This is a genomic window from Micromonospora sp. KLBMP9576 (assembly GCF_050941805.1).
Lineage (GTDB): Bacteria > Actinomycetota > Actinomycetes > Mycobacteriales > Micromonosporaceae > Micromonospora.
On the sequence record NZ_CP194567.1, the window covers coordinates 2365258 to 2386972 of the forward strand.

Sequence of the window (21715 nt, forward strand, 5' to 3'; positions counted from 1 at the left end):
CGCACACGGGACGAGGCGCCCGCCGGCAGTGCCGGCGGGCGCCTCGTCTGGGTGCTCGGGGGCGTCGGCCCGGTCAGGAACTCATCGTGAGCTTCTTGATGGTGACTTCCTTCTTGGGGTGGCCGCCACCGGCCTGCTGCGCGAACGCCTTGTCGTCGCCCGCCGCCGCGACCTGCTTGACGATGTCCATGCCGCCCGTGACGGTGCCCAGGACCGTGTAGTTCGGGTCGAGCGGCGAGTCGCCGTAGACGATGAAGAACTGGCTGCCCGTGCTGCCCGGCTGGCCGGAGTTGGCCATCGCGATCACGCCCTCCGGGTAGGGGGGCCGCTTGTCGGTCGGCAGGTTCTCCTCGGCGAGTCGGTAGCTCGGTCCACCGGTGCCGTCGGTCTGCCGCCAGCCCTTGCCCGTGGCGCTCGGATCGCCGCACTGGAGCACCTTGATGCCCTCGGTCACCATCCGGTGGCACTTGGTGTTGTCGAAGAAGTTCTTCTCGGCCAGGTGCGTGAAGCTGCCCGCGGTGCAGGGCACCGCCGCACGGTCGACCGTGGCGGTGATCGGGCCCAGGTTCGTGTCGATCGTCATCGTCTGCAGGCCCGTGTTCGCCTGCTGCGGGGCCGGCAGCCCGACGTCCTTGATCTGCGGGGTGCGCTGGTCGGCGGGGATCTCTGTCCAGGCGCACTGCACGGCACCGGCCGCCGGGCCGGCGGTGTCGGTCTTGTCGTCGTCGCCGAGGGTGGTGGCGAGCCAGACCGTGCCGGCGACGACGAGCACCAGGACCGAGGCCGCCCCCACGATCGCCTGGGTCTGCCGGCGCTTGCGGGCCTTCGCCGCGCGCTCGGCCATCTCCTTCTCGAGCCGGGCACGCGCCGCCGCGCGCTGCCGCTCTCTGGTGGACGTCACGCCTGGATCCTCCTGGGCTGTCTGTGGGGCGGTCGGTGCCGCTGAGTCTGGTGGGGCGGCTGGTCAGCCGGCGCTCGGGCTGGCCGCCGGAGCGCCCGAGGCGGGCGCCGTGCTCGCCTGCGTCGCGGGCTCACCGACGGTCAGGCTCTGCACGACGACGTCGTCGGCCTTGGGCTTGACCTTGGCCCCCGTCCCATTGTCCACGGTCGGCCCGGCACCGATCTTCTCCACCACGTCGAGCCCACCCGTGACCCGGCCGACGATCGGGTACTTCGGGTCGGCCGTGCTGAAGTCCTTGAAGAACATCAGGAACTGGCTGCCGTTGGCGCCCGGCGGGTTGGCGATCATCGCGACCGTGCCCTTCGGGTAGGTCGCGGGCTGGCCGGCCGCCGGGCTCGCCGACGCCACGGCGGGGACGTTCTCGTCGTAGAACGAGTAGCTGGGGCCGCCGAGTCCGGTGCCGCTGGGGTCGCCGCAGCGCACCGCGCCCTCGGCGGTGATCTCGTGGCACTTGGTGTTGTCGTAGAACGACCGGCTGGACAGGTGCGCGATGCTCGCCGCCGCGCACGGGGCACCGGCGAGGTCGAGCTCGACGGTGATCGGCGCGCCCTGGTTGGTGGTGACCGTCATGGGGCGCACGCCCTCGGTGGGCAGGCCCTCGGTGGCCGGGGTGCCGACGTCCTTGAGGTTGGTGTTCGCGGTGGCGTCCTGCGGCGTCCACAGGCAGACGTCCGCGGTGGCCGTGTTGTCCTGCGGGTCGTCGTCGAAGGCGCCCAGCGCCCACGCCGAGCCGGCCACGATCAGCACGAGGACGATGGCGGCGCCCACGCCGGCCCGGATCTGCCGGCGCCGGCGGACGGCGGCCGCCCGGCGGCCGAGTTGCCGGTCGAGCTTCGCACGCGCCAGTTTGCGCTGCCGGTCCCTGCTGGAAGCCACCCGTGCTCCCCTTCCTCTACCCTGGTCGTCACCGGTGGTCGGACGTCGTCGCCGTGCTGCGGCAGGTGCGCCACGCCACACGCCCGCCAGAGTGTACGGCCACCGACTGGAAAAGTGGTGTACGAGGTCGGGCCGGGGTTCGTCGGAACGTGAGCCCTGTGCCCGGTGGGGCCGGCGGGACGGACGCGGCGCAACCGGTTCGCGTCGCCCGATAGGCTGCGTGACAGGCAGCAAGCTCGACGGAAAGGGGAGCGGACGTGCTCGTGGCCGGCTTTCCCGCGGACGCCTTCGGCACCAATTGTTACGTGGTCGCCGCCGCGCCGGGGGAGCAGTGCGTGGTGGTCGATCCCGGCATCGGGGTGCTCGACCGGCTCGACGCCCTGCTGGCCGAGCATCGGCTGCATCCGGCTGCCGTCCTGCTCACCCACGGCCACCTCGACCACACCTTCTCGGTGGCGCCGGTCTGCGGCGCCCGCGGCATCACCGCGTACGTGCACCCGGGTGACCGGGAGATGCTCGCCGACCCGGCCAAGGGGCTGTCGGCGGATCTCGCGGCGCTGTTCGGCGGGCGGCTGCCGTACACCGAGCCGGAGGACGTCGCGGAGCTGGCCGACGGCGCCACGCTGACCCTCGCCGGGCTGGAGATCGCGGTGGACCACGCGCCGGGCCACACCGGCGGGTCGGTGCTCTTCCGGTTGCCGGCCGCCGGCTCGCCGTGGGAGGCCGAGCAGCTCTGCCTCTCCGGCGACGTCCTGTTCGCCGGCTCCATCGGCCGCACCGACCTGCCCGGCGGCAGCATGACGCGCATGCTCGGCAGCCTGCGGGACAAGATCCTCCCGTTGGCCGACGACACCGTCGTGCTGCCCGGGCACGGCCCCGCGACCACAATCGGCCGCGAGCGCGCGAGCAACCCGTACCTCGTCGAGGTGGCGGGTGGCGGCGCGCGACCCGCTCCCGCGCGCGGCCTGTAGCCGGCCGCACCCGACGTCAGCCCGCGGCCGGTGGCCGTCGCACCCAGTTTCCCGCCGGCGGCCGGTTGGCCGGCCGCAACCAGCCTTCGCCCGCGCGGGCCGCGCGGGTCTGTGAACGGAGCATCATGAGCAAGCCCACGCCCATCTCCGGCTTCCCGGAGTGGACGCCCGCGCAGCGGATGATCGAGCAGTACGTCCTGGACCGGATCCGCGACACGTTCGAGCTGTACGGTTTCGCCCCGCTGGAGACCCGCGCGGTGGAGCCGCTGGACCAGCTCCTGCGCAAGGGGGAAACCTCGAAGGAGGTCTACCTGATCCGGCGGTTGCAGGCCGACGCGGACGGCCCGGCCGGCGACGACGCGCTCGGCCTGCACTTCGACCTCACCGTGCCGTTCGCCCGCTACGTGCTGGAGAACGCCGGCAAGCTGCAGTTCCCGTTCCGCCGCTACCAGATCCAGAAGGTGTGGCGCGGCGAGCGGCCGCAGGAGGGGCGCTACCGCGAGTTCCTCCAGGCCGACATCGACATCGTCGACCGGGACACCCTCGCACCGCACCACGAGGCGGAGATGCCGCTGGTCGTCGGCGACGCGCTGCGCTCGTTGCCGATCCCGCCGGTGCGCATCCAGGTCAACAACCGCAAGATCTGTGAGGGCTTCTACCGGGGGATCGGGCTCGCCGACGCGGAGGCGACGCTGCGGGCGGTGGACAAGCTCGACAAGATCGGCCCGGCGAAGGTGACCGAGCTGCTGGCGCAGACCGCCGGGGCCAGCCAGGCGCAGGCCAAGGCCGTCCTGGCGCTGGCCGGGATCTCCGCCCCGGACGCCTCCTTCGCGGACGCCGTACGCGCCCTGGGCGTCAGCGACCCGCTGCTCGACGAGGGGACCGAGGAGTTGCTCCGGGTGGTGGAGACCGCCGCCGCGCACTCCCCGGGGCTCTGCGTGGCCGACCTGCGCATCGCCCGCGGCCTGGACTACTACACCGGCACCGTCTACGAGACGCAGCTCGTCGGCTACGAGCGGTTCGGCTCGATCTGCTCCGGCGGGCGGTACGACAACCTGGCCAGCGCCGGCGCCGCCCGCTTCCCCGGGGTGGGCATCTCGATCGGGGTGACCCGGCTGCTCGGGCTGCTCTTCGGCGCGGGGGCGCTGACGGTGTCGCGGGACGTGCCGACCTGCGTCCTGGTCGCGGTGACCAGCGAGGAGGGACGGGCGGCCAGTAACCGGGTCGCCGAGGCGCTGCGCCGCCGGGGCGTGCCGACCGAGGTGTCGCCGAGCGCGGCGAAGTTCGGCAAGCAGATCCGCTACGCCGAGCGGCGGGGCATCCCGTACGTCTGGTTCCCCGGGGCCGACGGCGCGGCCGACGAGGTGAAGGACATCCGCTCCGGCGCGCAGGCCGCCGCGGCGGCGGGGGAGTGGACGCCGCCGGTGGCCGACCTCAGGCCGCTGGTGGGCTGAGTCGCTACTGGCGCGTACGGGCGATCGGACCTACGGTGGCGTAAGTTACGCCACCGTAGGGAGATCGTCGTGACCGCACTCAGCCAGACCGCCCTGCTCCTCGAGCTGGAACCCGTCGTGGAGAAGAACCTCGACCGGCACCTGGCCATCGCCAAGGAGTGGTTCCCGCACGAGTACGTGCCGTGGAGCGAGGGGCGCACCTTCGACGGGCCGCTGGGCGGCGAGGCGTGGGCACCGAGTGACTCGACGATCCCCGACGTGGCCCGCACCGCGCTGATCGTGAACCTGCTGACCGAGGACAACCTGCCGTCGTACCACCACCAGATCGCCAGCCTGTTCGGCCGGGACGGCGCCTGGGGCACCTGGGTGCACCGGTGGACGGCCGAGGAGGGGCGGCACGGCACCGCCATCCGCGACTATCTCAGCGTCACCCGGGCGGTCGACCCGGTGGCGCTGGAGCGGGCCCGGATGACGCACATGTCCGCCGGGTACCGCAACGCGCACGACGAGGAGATGCTGCACTCGCTCGCGTACGTGTCGTTCCAGGAACTGGCCACCCGGATCTCGCACCGCAACACCGGTCGGGCGGCCGGCGACCCCGTCTGTGAGGCGCTGCTGGCCCGGGTCGCGTCCGACGAGAACCTGCACATGATCTTCTACCGCAACCTGCTGGGCGCGGCCCTCGAGGTGGCGCCCGGGCAGACGATGCGGGCCGTCGCCGACGTGCTGGCCGACTTCCAGATGCCGGGCAACGGCATCGACGGCTTCACCCGCAAGTCCGTGGCGATCGCCCTCGCCGGCATCTACGACCTGCGCCAGCACCGCGACGAGGTGGTGGCCCCGGTGCTGCGCCAGTGGGACGTCTTCAGCGTGACCGGGCTCGACGCCGACGGCGAGGCCGCCCGCGACGAGATCGCGGCCCACCTCGACGAGTTGGAGCGCGCCGCGGCCCGCTTCGAGGAGAAGCGGGACGCCCGCGCGGCCCGCCTGGCCGCCCGCTGACCGCAGGGCCGGCCCCGGTGGCCGGCGTCGCGCGGGGCGGATCCGGGCGGGCGGAACGCGGCGTGCCGCGGCGCGCCGGCGGCGGGGCGGGGCGCCCGTGGCGGGACCGTGCCCGCCGCAGGGTCGGGGCGGGGATCAAGCGCATAGACGTGCGTCGTTTCCCGGGGTTCGGGCGGGCTCCCGCGTCGGCGGGGGCGAAAAGGACAAAGCCGGGTCTTGCATACCTACTCAAGTATGTGAATACTTCACTCAGCTCGACCGGTTCCCCCAGATCGGCCGGGCTGACCCCGGCCCCCTGTCGCCCCGACGGAGGCCCGTCACCCCCCTCCCTGGAGGTTGTTGTATGCGACCCACGAGGTCCTCGCTCCGCCGTGCCGCCGTCATCGCCGCGGCCGGCGCCATGGTCGCCGGCTCGCTGATCGGCGCGCCCGCCCAGGCCGCACCCTCGTTCGTCTCGCCCGACGCCGCCGCCGGCCTGGCCGAGCGCCTCGGCGACCGCTCCGCCGGCACGTACGCCGACGCCAACGGCAAGATGGTCGTCACCGTTACCGACGCCCTCGCCGCCCGGCAGGTCAGCGCCGCCGGCGCCACGCCGAAGGTCGTCGCCCGCGGCGCCAGCGAACTGGCCCGGGCCACCTCGGAGCTGGACCGCTCCGCCAAGATCCCCGGCACCGCGTGGTGGACCGACCCCGCCACCAACCAGGTCGTCGTCTCCGTCGACAGCACGGTCACCGGCGCCAAGCTGGAGCGCGTCAAGGCCGCCGCCGCGAAGATGAACGGCGCGATCCGCATCGAGGCCGAGGCCGGCGTGCTCAGCACCCGCATCTCCGGCGGCCAGGCCATCTACGCCGGTGGCGGCGGTCGCTGCTCGCTGGGCTTCAACGTGCGCAGCGGCAGCACCTACTACTTCCTGACCGCCGGGCACTGCACCAACATCTCGTCGAGCTGGTACAGCAACTCCGGGCAGACCAGCCTGCTCGGCACCCGTACCGGCACCAGCTTCCCGGGCAACGACTACGGCATCGTGCGGCACAACAACTCCGCCAACGCCGCCGGCAACGTCTCCCTCTACAACGGCAGCTTCCGGGACATCACCGCCGCCGGCAACGCCTACGTCGGCCAGTCGGTGCAGCGCTCCGGCAGCACCACCGGCCTGCGCTCCGGCTCGGTCAGCGCGCTCAACGCCACGGTGAACTACGCCGAGGGCTCGGTCTCCGGCCTGATCCGCACCAACGTCTGCGCCGAGCCGGGCGACAGCGGCGGCTCGCTGTTCAGCGGCACCATCGCCCTGGGCCTGACCTCCGGCGGCAGTGGCAACTGCCGCACCGGCGGCACCACCTTCTTCCAGCCCGTCGGTGAGGCGCTGAGCCGCTACGGCGTCAGCATCTTCTGATCGACCGCACCACAGGACGGGCCGCCGGGTGAACCCGGCGGCCCGTCCGCCTGCCCGGGACCGGTTCACCGGAGTGGTGCGGGCCGACCGGGGTACACCCGGGCGGTGAACGCCCCCACGCCCCCGCCCGCCGAGACCGCCGCGTCGGCCTGGGCGCCGCTGCGGCTCGCCGCCTTCCGTAGCCTGTGGCTGGCGGTGCTGGCCAGCAACGTGGGCACCTGGATGCAGACCGTCGGCGCCCAGTGGCTGCTCGTCGACCAGGCCAACGCCTCGACCCTGGTGTCGCTGGTGCAGACCGCCAGCATGCTGCCCGTGCTGCTGCTCGCCCTGCCCGCCGGCGCGCTGGCCGACACCCTCGACCGCCGCCGGCTGCTGATCGGCGTGCAGTGCTTCCTGGCCACCGTCGGCGTGCTGCTGACCGGCCTCACCGCCGCCGACCGGATGCCGCCGGCGCTGCTGCTCACCCTCACCTTCGCGCTCGGCGTCGGCCAGGCGCTGACCCTGCCGGCCTGGCAGGCGCTCATCCCCGAACTGGTGCCCCGGTCCCAGCTCTTCTCCGCCTCGGCGCTCGGGTCGATCAGCGTGAACCTGGCCCGCGCCGTCGGGCCGGCCGTGGCCGGCGTGCTGGTCGCCCGGGCCGGCGTCGCCACCGTATTCGCCGTCAACGCGGCGTCGTTCGCCCTCTTCGCGCTGGTCCTGCTGCGCTGGCGACCGGCGCGGCCCGACGGCGACGACCTGCCCGAGCGGTTCACGGCCGCGCTGCGCGCCGGCGGCCGGTACGTGCGCAACTCGCCCGTGGTCCGCCGGATCCTGCTGCGCGCGGCGCTGTTCGTGGTGCCCGGCAGCGCGCTGTGGGCGCTGCTGCCCCTGGTCGCGAGCCGCCGCCTGCACCTGGGCGCCGGCGGCTACGGCGTGCTGCTCGCCGCGCTCGGCGTCGGCGCGGTGGCCGGCGCCCTCGTGCTGCCCCGGATCCGGCTGGCGCTCACCACCAGCCAGCTCCTGCTGTCGGCCGGCCTGGTCTACGCCGCCGTCCTGGTGGTGCTCGCGCTGGCGCCGGGGACGGTCCCGGTCGCGCTGGCCCTGGTGCCCGCCGGCATGGCCTGGATGACCGTGCTGTCCAGCGTCAACGCCGCGATGCAGCTCTTCCTGCCCGGCTGGGTACGCGCCCGGGGCCTCTCGGTCTACCAGATGGTCTTCGCCGGCGGGCAGGCGCTCGGCGCCCTCGCCTGGGGCGCGCTCGGCGAGGTGGCCGGCCTCGTGGCAGCGCTCGCCGTGGCGGCCGGGGCGATGGCGGCCGGCGCGGCGACCGTGCCGCTCTGGCCGCTGCGCGACACCCGGGGGCTCGACCGGGACCCGGCGATCTGGTGGCCCGAGCCGCACCTGACGCTGCCCGCGCACCCGTGGGCCGGGCCGGTGCTGGTGACCGTCTCCTACACGGTGCCACCGCCCCGGCAGGCGGAGTTCGTCGCGGCGATGCGGCTGGTGGGACGGTCGCGGCGGCGTACGGGGGCGATGCGCTGGCGGCTGTACCGCACGGGGGAACGGGAGGACGGCTTCGTCGAGGTCTACCAGGTGCCGTCGTGGGAGGAGCACCTGCGCCAGCACGGTGGGCGGTTCACCGGCGCCGACCGGGGCATCGAGGAGCGCGCCCGCGCGCTGACCGTCGGCGAGGTCGTGGTGCGTCACCTGCTACCCGCCGACCCGCGCGACTGACCCGGCCGGTCAGCGGCGGCTGACCGACGGTCGACGGGTGGTGCGGACCCGCGCCCGGCGAGGCTGACAGAATGCCAGGGGTAAGGGTGTACCGCAGATGAGGAGACGCAAGCCGTGATCCGTACCCATGACGCCGGCAGCCTGCGCGCGACGGACGCCGGCACCACGGTGACGCTCGCCGGGTGGGTGGCCCGCCGGCGCGACCACGGCGGCGTGATCTTCGTCGACCTGCGCGACGCCTCCGGCGTGGTCCAGGTGGTGTTCCGCGAGGAGGACGCGCACGCGCTGCGCAACGAGTTCTGCGTGCGGGTGACCGGCGAGGTGACCCGCCGCCCGGCGGGCAACGAGAACCCGGAGCTGCCGACCGGTGAGATCGAGGTGACCGCCGCCGAGCTGGAGGTGCTCTCCGAGGCCGCGCCGCTGCCCCTGCCGGTCGACGACCAGGTCGAGGCCGGCGACGACATCCGGCTGCGCTACCGCTACCTCGACCTGCGCCGCAGCGGCCCGGCGAAGGCGATGCGGCTGCGCTCGCGGGCCAACCAGCTCGCCCGCGCGGTGCTGCACGAGCGGGACTTCCTGGAGATCGAGACCCCGACGTTGACCCGCTCCACCCCGGAGGGCGCCCGCGACTTCCTGGTGCCGGTGCGCCTGCAGCCCGGCAGCTGGTACGCGCTGCCGCAGTCGCCGCAGCTCTTCAAGCAGCTGCTGATGGTCGGCGGCATGGAGCGCTACTACCAGATCGCCCGCTGCTACCGCGACGAGGACTTCCGCGCCGACCGGCAGCCGGAGTTCACCCAGCTCGACATCGAGATGTCCTTCGTCACCGAGGACGACGTCATCGACCTCGGCGAGGCGATCGTCTCGACGCTGTGGAAGGACCTGGCCGGGCACGAGATCTCCCGGCCGATCCCGCGCATCACCTGGCACGACGCGCTGGCCCGCTACGGCTCCGACAAGCCCGACCTGCGCTACGGCGTCGAGCTGACCGAGCTGACCGACTACCTGCGCGGCACGCAGTTCCGGGTCTTCGCCGGGGCCATCGACGCGGGCGGCTACGTCGGTGCGGTGGTCATGCCGGGCGGCGCGGCGCAGAGCCGCAAGGAGCTGGACGGCTGGCAGGACTGGGCGAAGGCGCGCGGCGCGCGCGGCCTGGCATACGTGGTGCTCGACGCCGAGAGCGGCGAGGCGCGCGGGCCGGTGGCGAAGAACCTCTCCGCCGAGCACCTGGGCGGGCTCGCCGACGCGGTCGGCGCGAAGCCGGGCGACGCGGTCTTCTTCGCCGCCGGTGCCCATGCCCGGGAGGCACAGGAACTGCTCGGCGCGGCCCGCGTCGAGATCGCCAGGCGGGCCGGCCTGATCGACGAGAGCGCGTGGGCGTTCTGCTGGGTCGTCGACGCGCCGATGTTCGAGCGCACCGACGAGGGCGGCTGGACGGCCGTGCACCACCCGTTCACCTCGCCGAACGGCGACTGGGTGGACCGGTTCGAGCAGGCGCCGGACCGGGCGCTGGCGTACGCGTACGACATCGTCTGCAACGGCAACGAGATCGGTGGCGGCTCGATCCGTATCCACCGCGGCGACGTGCAGAAGCGGGTCTTCGACCTGCTCGGCATCACCGCCGAGGAGGCGCAGGACAAGTTCGGCTTCCTGCTGGAGGCGTTCAAGTACGGCGCCCCGCCGCACGGCGGCATCGCCTTCGGCTGGGACCGGGTCTGCATGCTGCTCGCGGGCGCGGACTCGATCCGCGAGGTCATCGCCTTCCCGAAGACCCGGGGCGGCTTCGACCCGCTGACCGGCGCGCCGACGCCGATCACCGCACAGCAGCGCGCGGAGGCCGGCATCGACGCCAAGCCGAAGCCGGCGGCGGCGCCGCACACCGGCACGGCCGGACCGGCCGCCCCGGTGGCTGACCCCACCTGATCCCCGACCCGACCCGCATCGTGATCACGAGGTCCGCGTCCTGGTCCGTCCGACGGCCCGACGCGGACCTCCTGGTCGTTCGAGGCGCGTGGCCGACCGGGTGCCGGGCACCTTGAGCGCACGGCGTGAGGAGAGCGGATGACACTGCTCGTGGTGGGGGCCAGTGGGTACCTCGGCGGCGAGGTCTGCCGGCAGGCGGTCGCGGCGGGGGAGCGGGTGGCCGGGACGTACCACTCGGGCCGGATCGAGGTGCCGGGCGTCGAGGCGTACCGGCTCGACGTGACGGACCGGGCCGCCGTGCGCGCGCTGGTCGCCCGGTTGCGTCCCGACGCCGTGGTGGGCACCCCCTACCGGTACGGGCAGTGGGCGGTGACCGCCGACGGGGCGGCCCACGTCGCGTACGCCTCGGCCGAGGCGGGGGCGCGGCTGGTGCACGTGTCCAGCGACGCGGTGCACGCCGGGCGCCCCGAGCCGTACGCCGACGACGACGAGCCGGAGCCGGTCTTCGCGTACGGGGCGGCGAAGGCGGCGGCGGAGACCGCCGTACGCGCGATCGACCCGGGCGCCGCGCTGGTGCGCACGTCGTTGATCGTGGGCGACGAGCGGAGCAAGCAGATCCGGCTCTGCCTGGACGCCCTCGCCGGTCGGGCCACCCTGTTCACCGACGAGCTCCGCTGCCCGGTGCACGTGGCCGACCTGGCCGCCGCCGTGCTGCACCTGGCGTGCCACCGGTACGCCGGCCCGCTGAACGTGGGCGGCCCGGACGCGGTGAGCCGGGCCGCGATGGGGCGGCTGGTGGCGGCGCGGTTCGGCATCGACCCCGCCGGCCTGAAGACCCCCACGCTCGCCGCCTCGGGTCTCGTCCGCCCCGCCCAGGTGCGCCTCGACTCGTCCCGCGCCGCCGCCCTGCTGCCGATCCGGCTGCGCGGCATCCGCGAGCTGCTCGCACCGTGACCTGACCGACCCGCGTCGACCCCCGCACACTTCCTACGCACAAGTATTGTGCATAGGAAGTGTGCACGGATATCGTGCCTTCATGACGAACCACGAGGCCGCGGAACCCGCGGTGCGCAAGGTCCGGCTCGACCACCGGCAGGTCCGGGTCCTGGCGCACCCGCTGCGGCTGCGGCTGCTCGGCGCCCTGCGGGCCAGGAGCCCGGCCACGGCCACCACCCTCGCCGGGCTCCTCGACACCAACACCGGCGCCACCAGCTACCACCTGCGCCAGCTCGCCGAGGTGGGACTGGTCACCGAGGTCGCGCAGCCGGCCAGCGGCCGGCAGCGGTGGTGGCGCGCCGCGCACGACCTCAGCAGCTGGGAGCCCACCGACTTCGACGACGACCCGGACGCCCGGGCCGCGATCGAGTGGATCCAGGGCGACCAGGTGCGGCAGCTGGCGGAGAGCGCCGAGCGGTGGTTCGCCACCCAGCACGAATGGTCCCCCGCCTGGCGGGACGCCCTCGGCATGAGCGACGTCCTCATGACGATCCCGCCGGCCCGGCTCAAACAGCTCGAGGCGGAGGTGTGGGAGCTGATGGAGCGCTACCGCCACGAGACCGAAGCCGAGACCGAGGCCGGCACCGGTGATCCCCAGGCGCGGCCGGTGCAGGTGTTCCTCGCCGCCTATCCGCTGCCGGGGCAGACGCGGTGAGCGCGCTGTCCGTACGTCAGGTCCGGCGGCGCTTCCTGGTGCTGCACGGCCTGCGCTGGCTGCCCATGGGCCTGATGGTCCCGGTGATGATCCTGCTGATGCAGGAGCGCGGGCTGACGCTGACCCAGATCGGCCTCGTCTTCACCGCCCAGGGCCTGCTCGTCCTCGCGCTGGAGCTGCCCACCGGCGGCTTCGCCGACGCCCTCGGGCGCCGCCCGGTCCTGATCGTGGCCTGGCTGGTCAACCTCGCCTCGCTCGCGCTCTTCGCCGTGGCCGACTCGTTCGCGCTGTTCTTCCTCGTCTGGGCGTTGCAGGGCGTCTTCCGGGCGCTCGACAGCGGCCCGCTGGAGTCCTGGTACGTCGACGCCACCCTCGCGGCCGACCCGCAGGCGCGGTACGAGCCGGGCCTCGGCCACGCCGGCACCGTCATCGGCGTCGCGATCAGTGCCGGGGCGCTGATCGGTGGCGGCCTGGTCGCGCTCGGCCCCATCGGGTCGGTCAGCGCGCTCACCGTGCCGGTGCTGGCCGCCTTCGGCTGCCAGGCGGCGGCCCTGGTCGCCCTGCTGGTGCTGCTGGTGGAGGTCCGGCCGGCGACGGGCGCCGGGGCGCTGCGGGCGTCGGTCGCCGAGGCGCCACGGATGATCGGGCGGGCGGTCGGGCTGCTGCGCCGCTCGCGGGTGCTGCTCGCGCTGGTCGCCGTCGAGCTGTTCTGGGGCTTCGGCATGGTCACCTTCGAGTCCCTGCTGCCCCTGCGCCTCGCCGAGGTGGTCGGCGACGCCGACCGGGCCGCCGCGCTGCTGGGGCCGGCCGGCTCGGCCGCCTGGCTCGCCTCGGCGGCCGGCGCCGCGCTCACCCCGCTGCTGCTGCGCTGGCCCGGTGCCGCTGCCGGGGCGGCGCTGCTGCGGATCCTGCAGGGCCTCACCGTCGTCGGCATGGGGCTCTTCGCCGGGCCGGTCGGCGTGCTCGTCGCCTATCTCGCCTGCTACACCGTGCACGGCGCGTCGAACCCGCTGCACATGGGGTTGTTGCACCGGCAGGTCGACGGCCCGTACCGGACCAGCGTGATCTCGCTGAACTCGATGATGGCCCAGCCGGCGGGCGCGATCGGCGGGGTGGCGCTCACGATGCTGGCCCAGGCGACCAGCATCAGCACCGCGATGGTCGTCGGCGCGGCGGTGCTGGCCGTCGCCGCCCCCTGCTACCTGCCGGCCTGGCGGGCCGGCCGCCGCACCGGCGCCGGCCCGGATCCGGCCGCCGCTCCCGCTCCCGCGCCGGCGTCCGTTTCCGCACCCGCGCAGGGTGACTGACCGGCCCCGGCGGCCGGTGGGCCGATCCACCGTGGAGATTGGCGAATGGACCGATTGGGTACAGCACTGGCCGACCCACTGGGAACCCCCACCGGAGGAACGCCATGCTCGCCATTCTCGCGGCGATCGTTTTCGGTTTCGCCCTGCTGCTCGATCTGTTGAAGACCGACTTCGGCGCGCCGGACCTGTTCAACTGGAACACCCTCGTGCTCATCGGCCTGCTGCTGCTCTCGCTCTACCTGGCGGGCGTGGGCCGCGGCCCACGCGGCGGCGGTGGCGGCGGTGGCGGCGGCCGGTGGTACCGGGGCCGTCGTCCCGGCCGCGGCTGACCGCTAACGATCATACCGGGCCCGACCCGGCGGCGCGCTTCCGGCGCCGTCGGTCGGGCCCGGTACTGTTCCCGTGATGGAGTCCGACGCCCTCTTCTCCCTTGGCGAACCCGCCGGAGCGCACCCCGCGCCCGCGGGCTCCGCCGGCGTGGACGGGTTCACGGCGGTGGGGGAGGATTCGCCGCTGCCGGTCCGGATGCGCCCGCGCAGCCTCGACGAGCTGGTCGGGCAGGAGCACCTGCTCGCGCCGGGTGCCCCGCTGCGCCAGCTCGTCTCGGCCACCGCGCCGATGTCGGTCATCCTCTGGGGCCCGCCCGGCAGCGGCAAGACGACGATCGCGCACCTGGTGGCCCGGGCCACCGACCGCCGCTTCGTCGCCATGTCGGCCCTCACCGCCGGGGTCAAGGACGTGCGCGCGGTGATCGAGACCGCCCGCCGCCAGCGGCGCTCCGGCGGCCCGCAGACGGTGCTCTTCATCGACGAGGTGCACCGGTTCAGCAAGACTCAGCAGGACTCGCTGCTCGCCGCCGTCGAGGACCGCACGGTCACGCTGCTCGCGGCGACCACCGAGAACCCGTACTTCTCGGTGATCTCACCCCTGCTGTCGAGGTGCGTGCTGCTCACCCTCCAGCCGCTGGACGACGCGGCGGTGCGCGCCCTGCTGCGCCGCGCGGTCGCCGACGAGCGCGGCCTCGGCGGCACGCTCAGTCTCGAGACCGAGGCCGAGGACCATCTCGTCCGCCTCGCGGCCGGCGACGTACGCAAGGCACTCACGGCGCTGGAGGCGGCGGCGGCCTCCGCCATGGCCCTGGGCGCGGCGCGGATCGACCTCGCCACCGCCGAGCAGGCGGTCGACGTGGCGGCGGTGCGCTACGACCGGGACGGCGACGCCCACTACGACGTGACCAGCGCCTTCATCAAGAGCATGCGTGGCTCGGACGTGGACGCGGCGCTGCACTGGCTGGCCCGGATGCTGGTGGCCGGCGAGGACGCCCGGTTCATCGCCCGCCGCCTGGTCATCTTCGCCAGCGAGGACGTCGGCATGGCAGACCCGAGCGCGCTGAGCGTGGCCACCGCCACCGCCCACGCCGTCGAGTACGTCGGCCTGCCCGAGGTCCAGCTCAACCTCGCCCAGGCGGTGATCCACCTGGCCACCGCGCCGAAGTCCAACTCGGCCACCGCCGCGATCGGCGCGGCGATCGCCGACGTGCGGGCCGGCCGGGGCGGGGCGGTGCCGCGCGGGCTGCGCGACGCGCACTACGCGGGCGCCAAGGGGCTGGGGCACGGCACCGGTTACCGCTACCCGCACGACGACCACCGTGGTGTGGTCACCCAGCAGTACGCTCCCGACGACCTCGTCGGCACCGACTACTACCGGCCCAGCCAGCACGGCGCCGAGCGCTCGGTCGGCACCCGGCTGCCGCTGCTGCGTCGCATCGTCCGAGGGCTGCCCGCCCCGGCCGCGCAGGCGCCGGTGGCGGTCGCGAGCGGATCGGTGGGCGACGGCCGCCGACAGCCGGACGCGGGCGGCGCCGGCGCGACGCGAGAGGGCGGCGACGCCGCCGGGGAGGGTCACCAGTGAGATCGCGTGGTTCGGAGCGACCGGAGGACGGCCCCGACGAGCGGCGCGACCCCCGCGCCAAGGGGCGTCGCTGGGGGCGGGGCAAGGCCGAGGCCGAGCCCGAGGAGCCGGTCAGCGGCGAGGAGTTCGGCTGGATCGACGACCTGCGCTCGGCCAAGCAGCAGCGCAACGAGCTGGGGCCGGACGGGGCTCAGGCCGCACCGGCTCCGGGGCAGCGCCCGGGCGCACCGACACCGCCGGGCCCGGCCGGGCCGCCCCCGGGCGGCCCCGGCCCGGCCGCCGCGCCCCCGGTCCGCCGTGGTGAGGCGGCGCCCCCGCGCTCCCGCCCCGTGGACGGGCCCTGGCCCGGTGCGCCGGAGGCACCCGGGCCGGTCGGCCCCCCGGCCCCCGGCGCCGGCCCCACGCCGCAGCCCGGCTCCCGGCCCCCGGGCGCGACCCGGCCGCAACCCGCCCCGGACGGCCCGGACCGGCGGCCCCGCCCCACCGCGGGAGCCCCGACGGGTCCGCAGGCCGGCTCGCCCCCGAACCCACCGGCCGGCTTCGCTCCCGGCCCGCGGGCAGGTTTCCCGACCGGCCCGCAGTCCGGCGTGACCGGTCCGCAGCCCGCAACTCCCGTCCGTCCCCACACCGGCGGGCCCACCGGCCCGCAGTCGGGTGCGCCGATGCCCCCGCCCCTCGACGCGCCGCGTCCGGGCGGGCCGGCGACGGGCCGGCGCCCCGACGGCCGGGCGGTGCCGGGTGTCCCGCCCGCCGCGGGTGCCCCCGGACGACCGGGCGGCGCGGGCCGGGCCAGCGTCCCGCCCACCGGGGCCCCCGAGCCGTCGAGCGGCGAGCTGCGGGCGGCCCCGTCCGACGGACGCGATCCCCGCTCCGCGCGCCTGCGGCGGGGCGCGGCCGACGCCGCTGCCCCCGCGCCGGCTGACGGCACCGGCCCCCTGCCGGCGGTCGCCCCACCGGCGTCGGGCGGCGACGGGACGGAGGGCGCCCGGCGCCCCGGCGCCCCGACCGGCCGACGCCGCGCCGCCGAGCCGGACACGTCGCCGCAGCCGCGCCCCGGCACCACCACCCCCGCCGTGCCGCGCCCGGGCACCACCCCCGCCGTGCCGCGCCCGGGCACCACCCCCGCCGTGCCGCGCCCGGGCACCACCCCCGCCGTGCCGCGCTCCGGCAACGCCCCGCCGCTGCCCGACGCGCCGGCCGCGCCGCGTCCGGCCGACGGCGAAGCGGGGCGGCGTCGCCAGCCCGCTGATCCCCGCGCCGACCGACCGGAGCGCCCGGCCGACTGGTTGCGGCAGGCCGGCCGCACCCACCACACCGATCCCGCCCTGCCGACGGTCAAGCGGGCGGGACCGCCGCCCGGCACGAGTGGTCCGTCGCCGGTGCCGCCCCCGCCCGAGCAGCGCGGCACCGAGACCGGCGGCATTCCCGTCGGCCGGGCGCGGCCCGGCGCGTCGCCGCGATCCTCCGACGACACCGAGGCCGGGCAGCCGGCCGGCCGGGCGGGCACCGGAGGGCCCCGGGCAGCCGACCGCCCCCACCCCCACCCCGGCCCCGCGCCGGCCCGGGGCGCCGCCCGCCCCACGCCGGCGGGCGCCCCGGCCCCGACCGGCCGGGCCCGACCCGACGCGACCTCGGCCGCACCCACCCGGGACGACGAGCGCCCCGGCACCGGTCCGGCGGGTCCCGTCCGGGGTGCCGCGCGTCCTGACGGTGGTCCGGCGGGTCCCGTCCGGGGCGCCGCGCGTCCCGACGGCGGTCCGGGCGGCCCCGGCCGGGGCCCCGGCGCTGCCGCGGTGCCGCCCCCCGACGCCGCCGGCCCGGGCGCTCCGACCGGGCCGCGCCGGCCCGGTCCCGCCCCGGCCGGCCCGGTGCGGCCCGATCAGCTCCCGCCCGGCCCGGTCCGTCCCGGCACGTCCGCGCCCGGCCCGTCCAGGCCCGGCGCGGGTGCCGCCCGCCCGCCCGGGGACCGGCCCGGGCCGGCCACCAACGCCGGCCCCCGCACCGGCCCCATCGGGCCGACCGGAATCGCGCGGGCCGCCGCCCCGGCGCCCCGCCCCGGTCCCGAGGACCGTGCGGCCGGGCGGGCCCTCCCGCCACACCGTGAGCCCGGGCGACCGGACACGTCGGGTGTCGCACCGGTGCCGCCGGCCGGCGCCGGCGAGCCGGTGGTGGCGCGGGCCGCCGCGGCGGTCGTACCGCCCGTCGAACCGGCCGACGCGGCGGCGCTGCGCCGGGCCACGGAGCCCCAGTCGCCGGACGACGACGAGCCCGGCCCCGGCGGGCTGCGCGGCGCGCGCTCCGACCTGCGCCGCCGGATGCGTGAGCGGCGGCGGCTGCGGATGGGCGTCCTCGCCCTGGTCAGCATCGTGCTGCTCGGCGCCATCCCGCTCTACTTCGGCATCCGTACGCTCAGTCGTGACCCCGTCTTCGACACCCTCGACGAGCTGGACGTGCCGGGCTGGGCGGCGGTCAAGACCGTCGACGACGTCAGCGGCAGCCGGTGGTGCCTGCTCGACTGCCGGCTGCGGGAACGCACCGCCACGTCCGAGCGATCTCCGGAGGAGACCGCGTCGGTCTACGAGCGGGCGCTGACCGACGGCGGCTGGCGGCCGTGGCAGGTGACCCGCTGCCCCGAGCAGCCCGCGAAGGGGCGTTACACGTGCTGGCGCCAGGACGAGCTCACCCTCGATCTCTGGGTGCGCGAGCCCGCGTGCGTGCCGCCGCCGGTCGACGGGCAACCGGCCGTGGTGCCGTCGCCCGACCCGGAGACCGCCGCCGAGGAGTGCTCCGGCTCGTTGGTGTCGGTGAAGATCCGCAACGCGATCGACGACGAGCGGACCCGCCCCCAGCCCAGCATCGATCCGTCCCTCACGGGTGAGGATCCCTTCCCGACGCTCACCGAGGATCCGCTCGCGACACCGACACCCTCACCGTCCTGAGCCGGTTTCCATCACGGACGGTAGGGTCTGGGGCTGGCGGATCCGCCAGCCCCCGTCGCCCCTCGGTCACCGAGCGGCGGTGCGGGCGGGGCGGCCGCGCGTTGCGGGGACGTCGGGTTCCCGGAACTCTGCTTGAGGAGGACAGGCGTGGGCTTTTTCGAGGTCGCGGCGCTGATCGCGGCGATCGCGTTCGCGATGCTGGTGTTGATCCTGACGCTGCCCATCCTGCGGCTGCGGCACACCGTGGACGCCACCACCCGGATGATCAACGATCTCAACGACCGGACCGCGCCGCTGCTCGGCGACGTGAACACCACGGTGAAGAACGTCAACACGGCCCTGGAGCAGGTGCAGACCTCCCTGGACGGGGTCAACCTCCAGCTCGCCAAGGTCGACACGATGACCAGCCACGCGCAGAACGTCACCGCCAACGTCGCGAACCTGGCGACCGTCGTCTCCGCCGCCGCCGCCAACCCGCTGGTCAAGGTGGCCGCCTTCGGCTACGGCGTCCGCAAGGCCGCCTCGACCCGCCGGCACGCCGAGACCGAGCGTGAGGTGCGCGACACCATCAAGCAGCAGCGGCGGGCCGCCAAGCGCGGCACCAACTGACCCGGCACGACCAGGAGGAACTCGTAATGAGGCGGTTGTTCTGGCTCGGCATCGGGCTGGCCGTGGGCGTGGTGGTGGTCCGCAAGGCCACCCGCACCGCCCAGGCGTACACCCCGGCCGGCATCGCCAGCACGGTGACCGAATCCGCCGGCGGCCTGGCGGAGTCGCTGCGCAGCTTCGTGCAGGACGTCCGGGTCGCGATGGTCGAACGCGAGCAGGAGATCCACGAGGCGTTCGCCCGGGGTGAGGCGTTCGACGACCAGTTCGCCGAGCTGCGGGAGGACCCGCGCATCGGCGACCGAGAGATCTTTCCGGAGGAACACCAGCGATGAAGACGGCGGAGATCAGGCGGCGGTACCTCGCCCACTTCGAGGCGAACGGGCACACCGTGGTGCCGTCCGCTCCGCTGCCCGCCATCAGCGACCCGAACCTCCTGTTCGTCAACGCCGGCATGGTGCAGTTCGTCCCCTACTTCCTGGGGCAGCAGAGCGCGCCGTACCGGCGGGCCGTCAGTGTGCAGAAGTGCATCCGCACGCCCGACATCGACGAGGTCGGCAAGACCAGCCGGCACGGCACGTTCTTCCAGATGAACGGCAACTTCTCCTTCGGTGACTACTTCAAGGGCGAGGCGATCCCGCTCGCCTGGGACCTGGTCACCAAGTCGGTCGCCGACGGCGGCTACGGCCTCGACCCGGAGCGGGTCTGGCCGACGGTCTACCTCGACGACGACGAGGCATACGAGATCTGGCGTTCGGTGGGCGTGCCGGCGGCGCGGATCGTGCGCCGGGGCAAGGCGGACAACTACTGGTCGATGGGCATTCCCGGGCCGGCCGGGCCCTGCTCCGAGCTCTTCTACGACCGGGGCCCGTCCTACGGTCGGGAGGGCGGGCCGGCGGTCGACGAGGACCGCTACATGGAGTTCTGGAACCTCGTCTTCATGCAGTACGAGATCGCGGACGTCATCAGCAAGGAGCAGTTCCGCATCGTCGGGGACCTGCCGGCGAAGAACATCGACACCGGCATGGGCCTGGAGCGGATGGCCTCCATCCTGCAGGGTGTCGACAACCTCTACGAGATCGACGAGGTCCGGCCGATTCTCGACCGGGCGGCCGAGCTGACCGGCAAGCGCTACGGCGCCCACTCGGGCCAGGTCGCCAGCGAGTCGCACCCGGACGACGTGCGGCTGCGGGTGATCGCCGACCACGTGCGTACCGCGCTGATGCTGATCGGCGACGGGGTCACCCCGAGCAACGAGGGGCGCGGCTACGTGCTGCGCCGCATCATGCGCCGGGCGATCCGGTCGGTGCGGCTGCTCGGCTGGCAGGACCGGGCGCTGCCCGAGCTGCTGCCGGTGGCCCGGGACTGCATGTCCCCGTCGTACCCGGAGCTGGCCGCCGACTTCGACCGGATCTCGCAGTACGCGTACGCGGAGGAGGACGCCTTCCTGTCCACCCTGCGCGCCGGTACCACGATCCTGGACACGGCGATCGTCGAGACCCGGACCGCCGGCAAGCCGGCGCTCAGCGGCGAGAAGGCGTTCCAGCTGCACGACACGTACGGCTTCCCGATCGATTTGACCCTGGAGATCGCCGCCGAGCAGGGCCTCGCGGTCGACGCCGAGGGCTTCCGCCGGCTGATGGCCGACCAGCGCTCCCGCGCCAAGGCCGACGCGCGGGCGCGCAAGACCGGGCACACCGACCTGTCGGCGTACCGGTCGGTGCTCGACTCGGGCGGCCCCGTGCTGTTCACCGGGTACGGCGAGGTGTCCCGGGAGTCGACGGTGCGGGCGGTGCTCGGCGCGGACGGCCCCCGCCAGGCGGCGGTCGAGGGCGACACGATCGAGCTGGTGCTCGACGCCACCCCGTTCTACGCCGAGGGCGGCGGGCAGCAGCCCGACCTCGGCGTGATCACCGTGGGCGGCGGCCAGGTCGAGGTGTTCGACGTGCAGCAGCCGGTGCCCGGCCTGATCGTGCACCGTGCCCGGGTGCTGCGCGGCGAGGTGCGGGCGGGCGAGACCGGCTACGCCGAGATCGACACCACCCGCCGGCGGGCCATCTCCCGCTCGCACACGGCGACGCACCTGGTGCACCAGACGATGCGCAACTTCCTCGGCGAGTCCGCCACCCAGGCCGGGTCGCTGAACGCCCCGGGCCGGCTGCGCTTCGACTTCAACACCCCGGCGGGGGTGGCGCCGAGCGTGCTGCGCGACGTCGAGCAGCAGGTCAACGAGGTGCTCCTCGCCGACCTGGAGGTGCACGCCTTCATCACCTCGCTGGAGGAGGCGCGGCGCATCGGGGCGATGGCGCTGTTCGGCGAGAAGTACGGCGAGGAGGTGCGGGTCGTCGAGGTCGGTGACTACGCCCGGGAGCTGTGCGGCGGCACCCACGTCGCCCGCTCCGGCCAGCTCGGCCTGGTGAAGATCCTCTCCGAGTCGTCGATCGGTTCCGGGGTGCGTCGGGTCGAGGCGCTGGTCGGCATGGACGCCTTCAACTTCCTGGCCCGCGAGCACCTGCTGGTGTCGCGCCTCGCCGAGCTGTACCGGGTGCCCAGCGACCAGGTCGCCGACCGGGTCGAGCAGACGGTGACGCAGCTTCGCGACGCCGAGAAGGAGCTGGAGAAGCTGCGCGCCCAGCTGGTGCTCGGTGGGGCGTCGGCGCTCGCGGCGCAGGCGAAGGACGTGCGCGGAGTCGCGTACGTGGGCACCGAGGCACCGGAGGGCGCGGCCGGCAACGACGTGCGGACCCTCGCCCAGGAGATCCGTGGCCGCATCGACCCGGCGCGGCCGGCGGTCGTCGCGGTGGCGGCCCGGGCAGGAGGCAAGGCGTCGCTGGTGGTCGCGGTGAACCCGGCGGCCCGCAGCCGGGGACTGGCCGCGTCGGACCTGGTCAAGGCGGCCTTCTCCGGGCGTGGCGGGGGGAGCCCCGACCTGGCCCAGGGCGGTGGCCTGCCGGCCGACGAGGCCCCGAAGCTGCTGAGTACGGTTGAGAAGGCGATCGCCGAGGCGTGAC

The 21715-nt window shown here is 75.0% G+C and carries 17 protein-coding genes; 15 read left to right on the plus strand and 2 right to left on the minus strand.

Annotated elements, in window-relative coordinates:
* Nucleotides 1–73 precede the first annotated feature (73 nt).
* Nucleotides 74–901, minus strand: coding sequence for a peptidylprolyl isomerase (locus ACQ452_RS10600; RefSeq protein ID WP_433392712.1), 828 nt, complete (start codon nt 899–901; stop codon nt 74–76).
* Nucleotides 902–964: 63 nt separating this feature from the next.
* A complete protein-coding gene (locus ACQ452_RS10605; protein ID WP_433392713.1) occupies nt 965–1837 on the minus strand; it encodes a peptidylprolyl isomerase in 873 nt (290 codons plus the stop codon).
* A 257-nt stretch (nt 1838–2094) separates the two neighbouring features.
* On the opposite strand from ACQ452_RS10605, the gene ACQ452_RS10610 reads away from it, so the two are divergent.
* The 15 genes from ACQ452_RS10610 to alaS all read left to right on the plus strand — a co-directional run bounded on the left by ACQ452_RS10610 (nt 2095) and on the right by alaS (nt 21714).
* The gene (locus ACQ452_RS10610) at nt 2095–2808 is read left to right on the plus strand and encodes an MBL fold metallo-hydrolase (RefSeq protein ID WP_433392715.1); all 714 of its coding nucleotides are present in this window, start codon (nt 2095–2097) and stop codon (nt 2806–2808) included.
* Between the two features lie 125 nt (nt 2809–2933).
* Nucleotides 2934–4262, plus strand: a complete 1329-nt coding sequence (gene hisS / locus ACQ452_RS10615; protein WP_433392717.1) for a histidine--tRNA ligase — start codon at nt 2934–2936, stop codon at nt 4260–4262.
* Between the two features lie 69 nt (nt 4263–4331).
* Nucleotides 4332–5264, plus strand: coding sequence for an acyl-ACP desaturase (locus ACQ452_RS10620; protein WP_433392718.1), 933 nt, complete (start codon nt 4332–4334; stop codon nt 5262–5264).
* 343 nt (nt 5265–5607) lie between these two features.
* Nucleotides 5608–6657, plus strand: coding sequence for a S1 family peptidase (locus ACQ452_RS10625; protein WP_433392720.1), 1050 nt, complete (start codon nt 5608–5610; stop codon nt 6655–6657).
* 105 nt (nt 6658–6762) lie between these two features.
* Nucleotides 6763–8370, plus strand: coding sequence for an MFS transporter (locus tag ACQ452_RS10630; protein ID WP_433392722.1), 1608 nt, complete (start codon nt 6763–6765; stop codon nt 8368–8370).
* A 114-nt stretch (nt 8371–8484) separates the two neighbouring features.
* A complete protein-coding gene (aspS, locus tag ACQ452_RS10635; protein WP_433392724.1) occupies nt 8485–10290 on the plus strand; it encodes an aspartate--tRNA ligase in 1806 nt (601 codons plus the stop codon).
* Nucleotides 10291–10428: 138 nt separating this feature from the next.
* A complete protein-coding gene (locus ACQ452_RS10640; protein WP_433392726.1) occupies nt 10429–11244 on the plus strand; it encodes an SDR family oxidoreductase in 816 nt (271 codons plus the stop codon).
* A gap of 82 nt (nt 11245–11326) precedes the next feature.
* Entirely contained in the window at nt 11327–11941 is a 615-nt protein-coding gene (locus tag ACQ452_RS10645; protein WP_433392728.1) for a helix-turn-helix domain-containing protein, read from the plus strand.
* Complete coding sequence (locus ACQ452_RS10650; protein ID WP_433392730.1) at nt 11938–13248, plus strand: MFS transporter; 1311 nt, start codon at nt 11938–11940, stop codon at nt 13246–13248. The genes ACQ452_RS10645 and ACQ452_RS10650 overlap by 4 nt, the downstream gene beginning before the upstream one ends.
* A gap of 104 nt (nt 13249–13352) precedes the next feature.
* Nucleotides 13353–13577: a hypothetical protein gene (locus ACQ452_RS10655; protein WP_433392732.1), complete on the plus strand. Its 225-nt coding sequence runs from the start codon at nt 13353–13355 to the stop codon at nt 13575–13577.
* Nucleotides 13578–13653: 76 nt separating this feature from the next.
* Nucleotides 13654–15159 carry a replication-associated recombination protein A gene (locus ACQ452_RS10660; protein WP_433392734.1) on the plus strand — a complete coding sequence of 502 codons (1506 nt, stop codon included), beginning with the start codon at nt 13654–13656 and terminating at the stop codon, nt 15157–15159.
* 2315 nt (nt 15160–17474) lie between these two features.
* Entirely contained in the window at nt 17475–18098 is a 624-nt protein-coding gene (locus ACQ452_RS10665) for a hypothetical protein (RefSeq protein ID WP_433394084.1), read from the plus strand.
* 147 nt (nt 18099–18245) lie between these two features.
* Nucleotides 18246–18707, plus strand: coding sequence for a DUF948 domain-containing protein (locus tag ACQ452_RS10670; protein ID WP_433392736.1), 462 nt, complete (start codon nt 18246–18248; stop codon nt 18705–18707).
* A gap of 26 nt (nt 18708–18733) precedes the next feature.
* On the plus strand, nt 18734–19039 hold the full coding sequence (locus tag ACQ452_RS10675; RefSeq protein ID WP_433392738.1) for a hypothetical protein: 306 nt from the start codon (nt 18734–18736) through the stop codon (nt 19037–19039).
* The gene (alaS, locus tag ACQ452_RS10680) at nt 19036–21714 is read left to right on the plus strand and encodes an alanine--tRNA ligase (protein WP_433392740.1); all 2679 of its coding nucleotides are present in this window, start codon (nt 19036–19038) and stop codon (nt 21712–21714) included. The genes ACQ452_RS10675 and alaS overlap by 4 nt, the downstream gene beginning before the upstream one ends.
* Nucleotide 21715: the final 1 nt, after the last annotated feature.

Excerpts from the sequence above, each read along its gene's own strand:
- ACQ452_RS10660 (WP_433392734.1), top strand. The coding sequence starts at position 13,654 with ATGGAGTCCGACGCCCTCTTCTCCCTTGGCGAACCCGCCGGAGCGCAC.
- hisS (WP_433392717.1), top strand. The coding sequence starts at position 2,934 with ATGAGCAAGCCCACGCCCATCTCCGGCTTCCCGGAGTGGACGCCCGCG.
- ACQ452_RS10675 (WP_433392738.1), top strand. The coding sequence starts at position 18,734 with ATGAGGCGGTTGTTCTGGCTCGGCATCGGGCTGGCCGTGGGCGTGGTG.
- ACQ452_RS10625 (WP_433392720.1), top strand. The coding sequence starts at position 5,608 with ATGCGACCCACGAGGTCCTCGCTCCGCCGTGCCGCCGTCATCGCCGCG.
- alaS (WP_433392740.1), top strand. The coding sequence starts at position 19,036 with ATGAAGACGGCGGAGATCAGGCGGCGGTACCTCGCCCACTTCGAGGCG.
- ACQ452_RS10655 (WP_433392732.1), top strand. The coding sequence starts at position 13,353 with ATGCTCGCCATTCTCGCGGCGATCGTTTTCGGTTTCGCCCTGCTGCTC.
- ACQ452_RS10665 (WP_433394084.1), top strand. The coding sequence starts at position 17,475 with ATGCGTGAGCGGCGGCGGCTGCGGATGGGCGTCCTCGCCCTGGTCAGC.
- ACQ452_RS10640 (WP_433392726.1), top strand. The coding sequence starts at position 10,429 with ATGACACTGCTCGTGGTGGGGGCCAGTGGGTACCTCGGCGGCGAGGTC.
- ACQ452_RS10645 (WP_433392728.1), top strand. The coding sequence starts at position 11,327 with ATGACGAACCACGAGGCCGCGGAACCCGCGGTGCGCAAGGTCCGGCTC.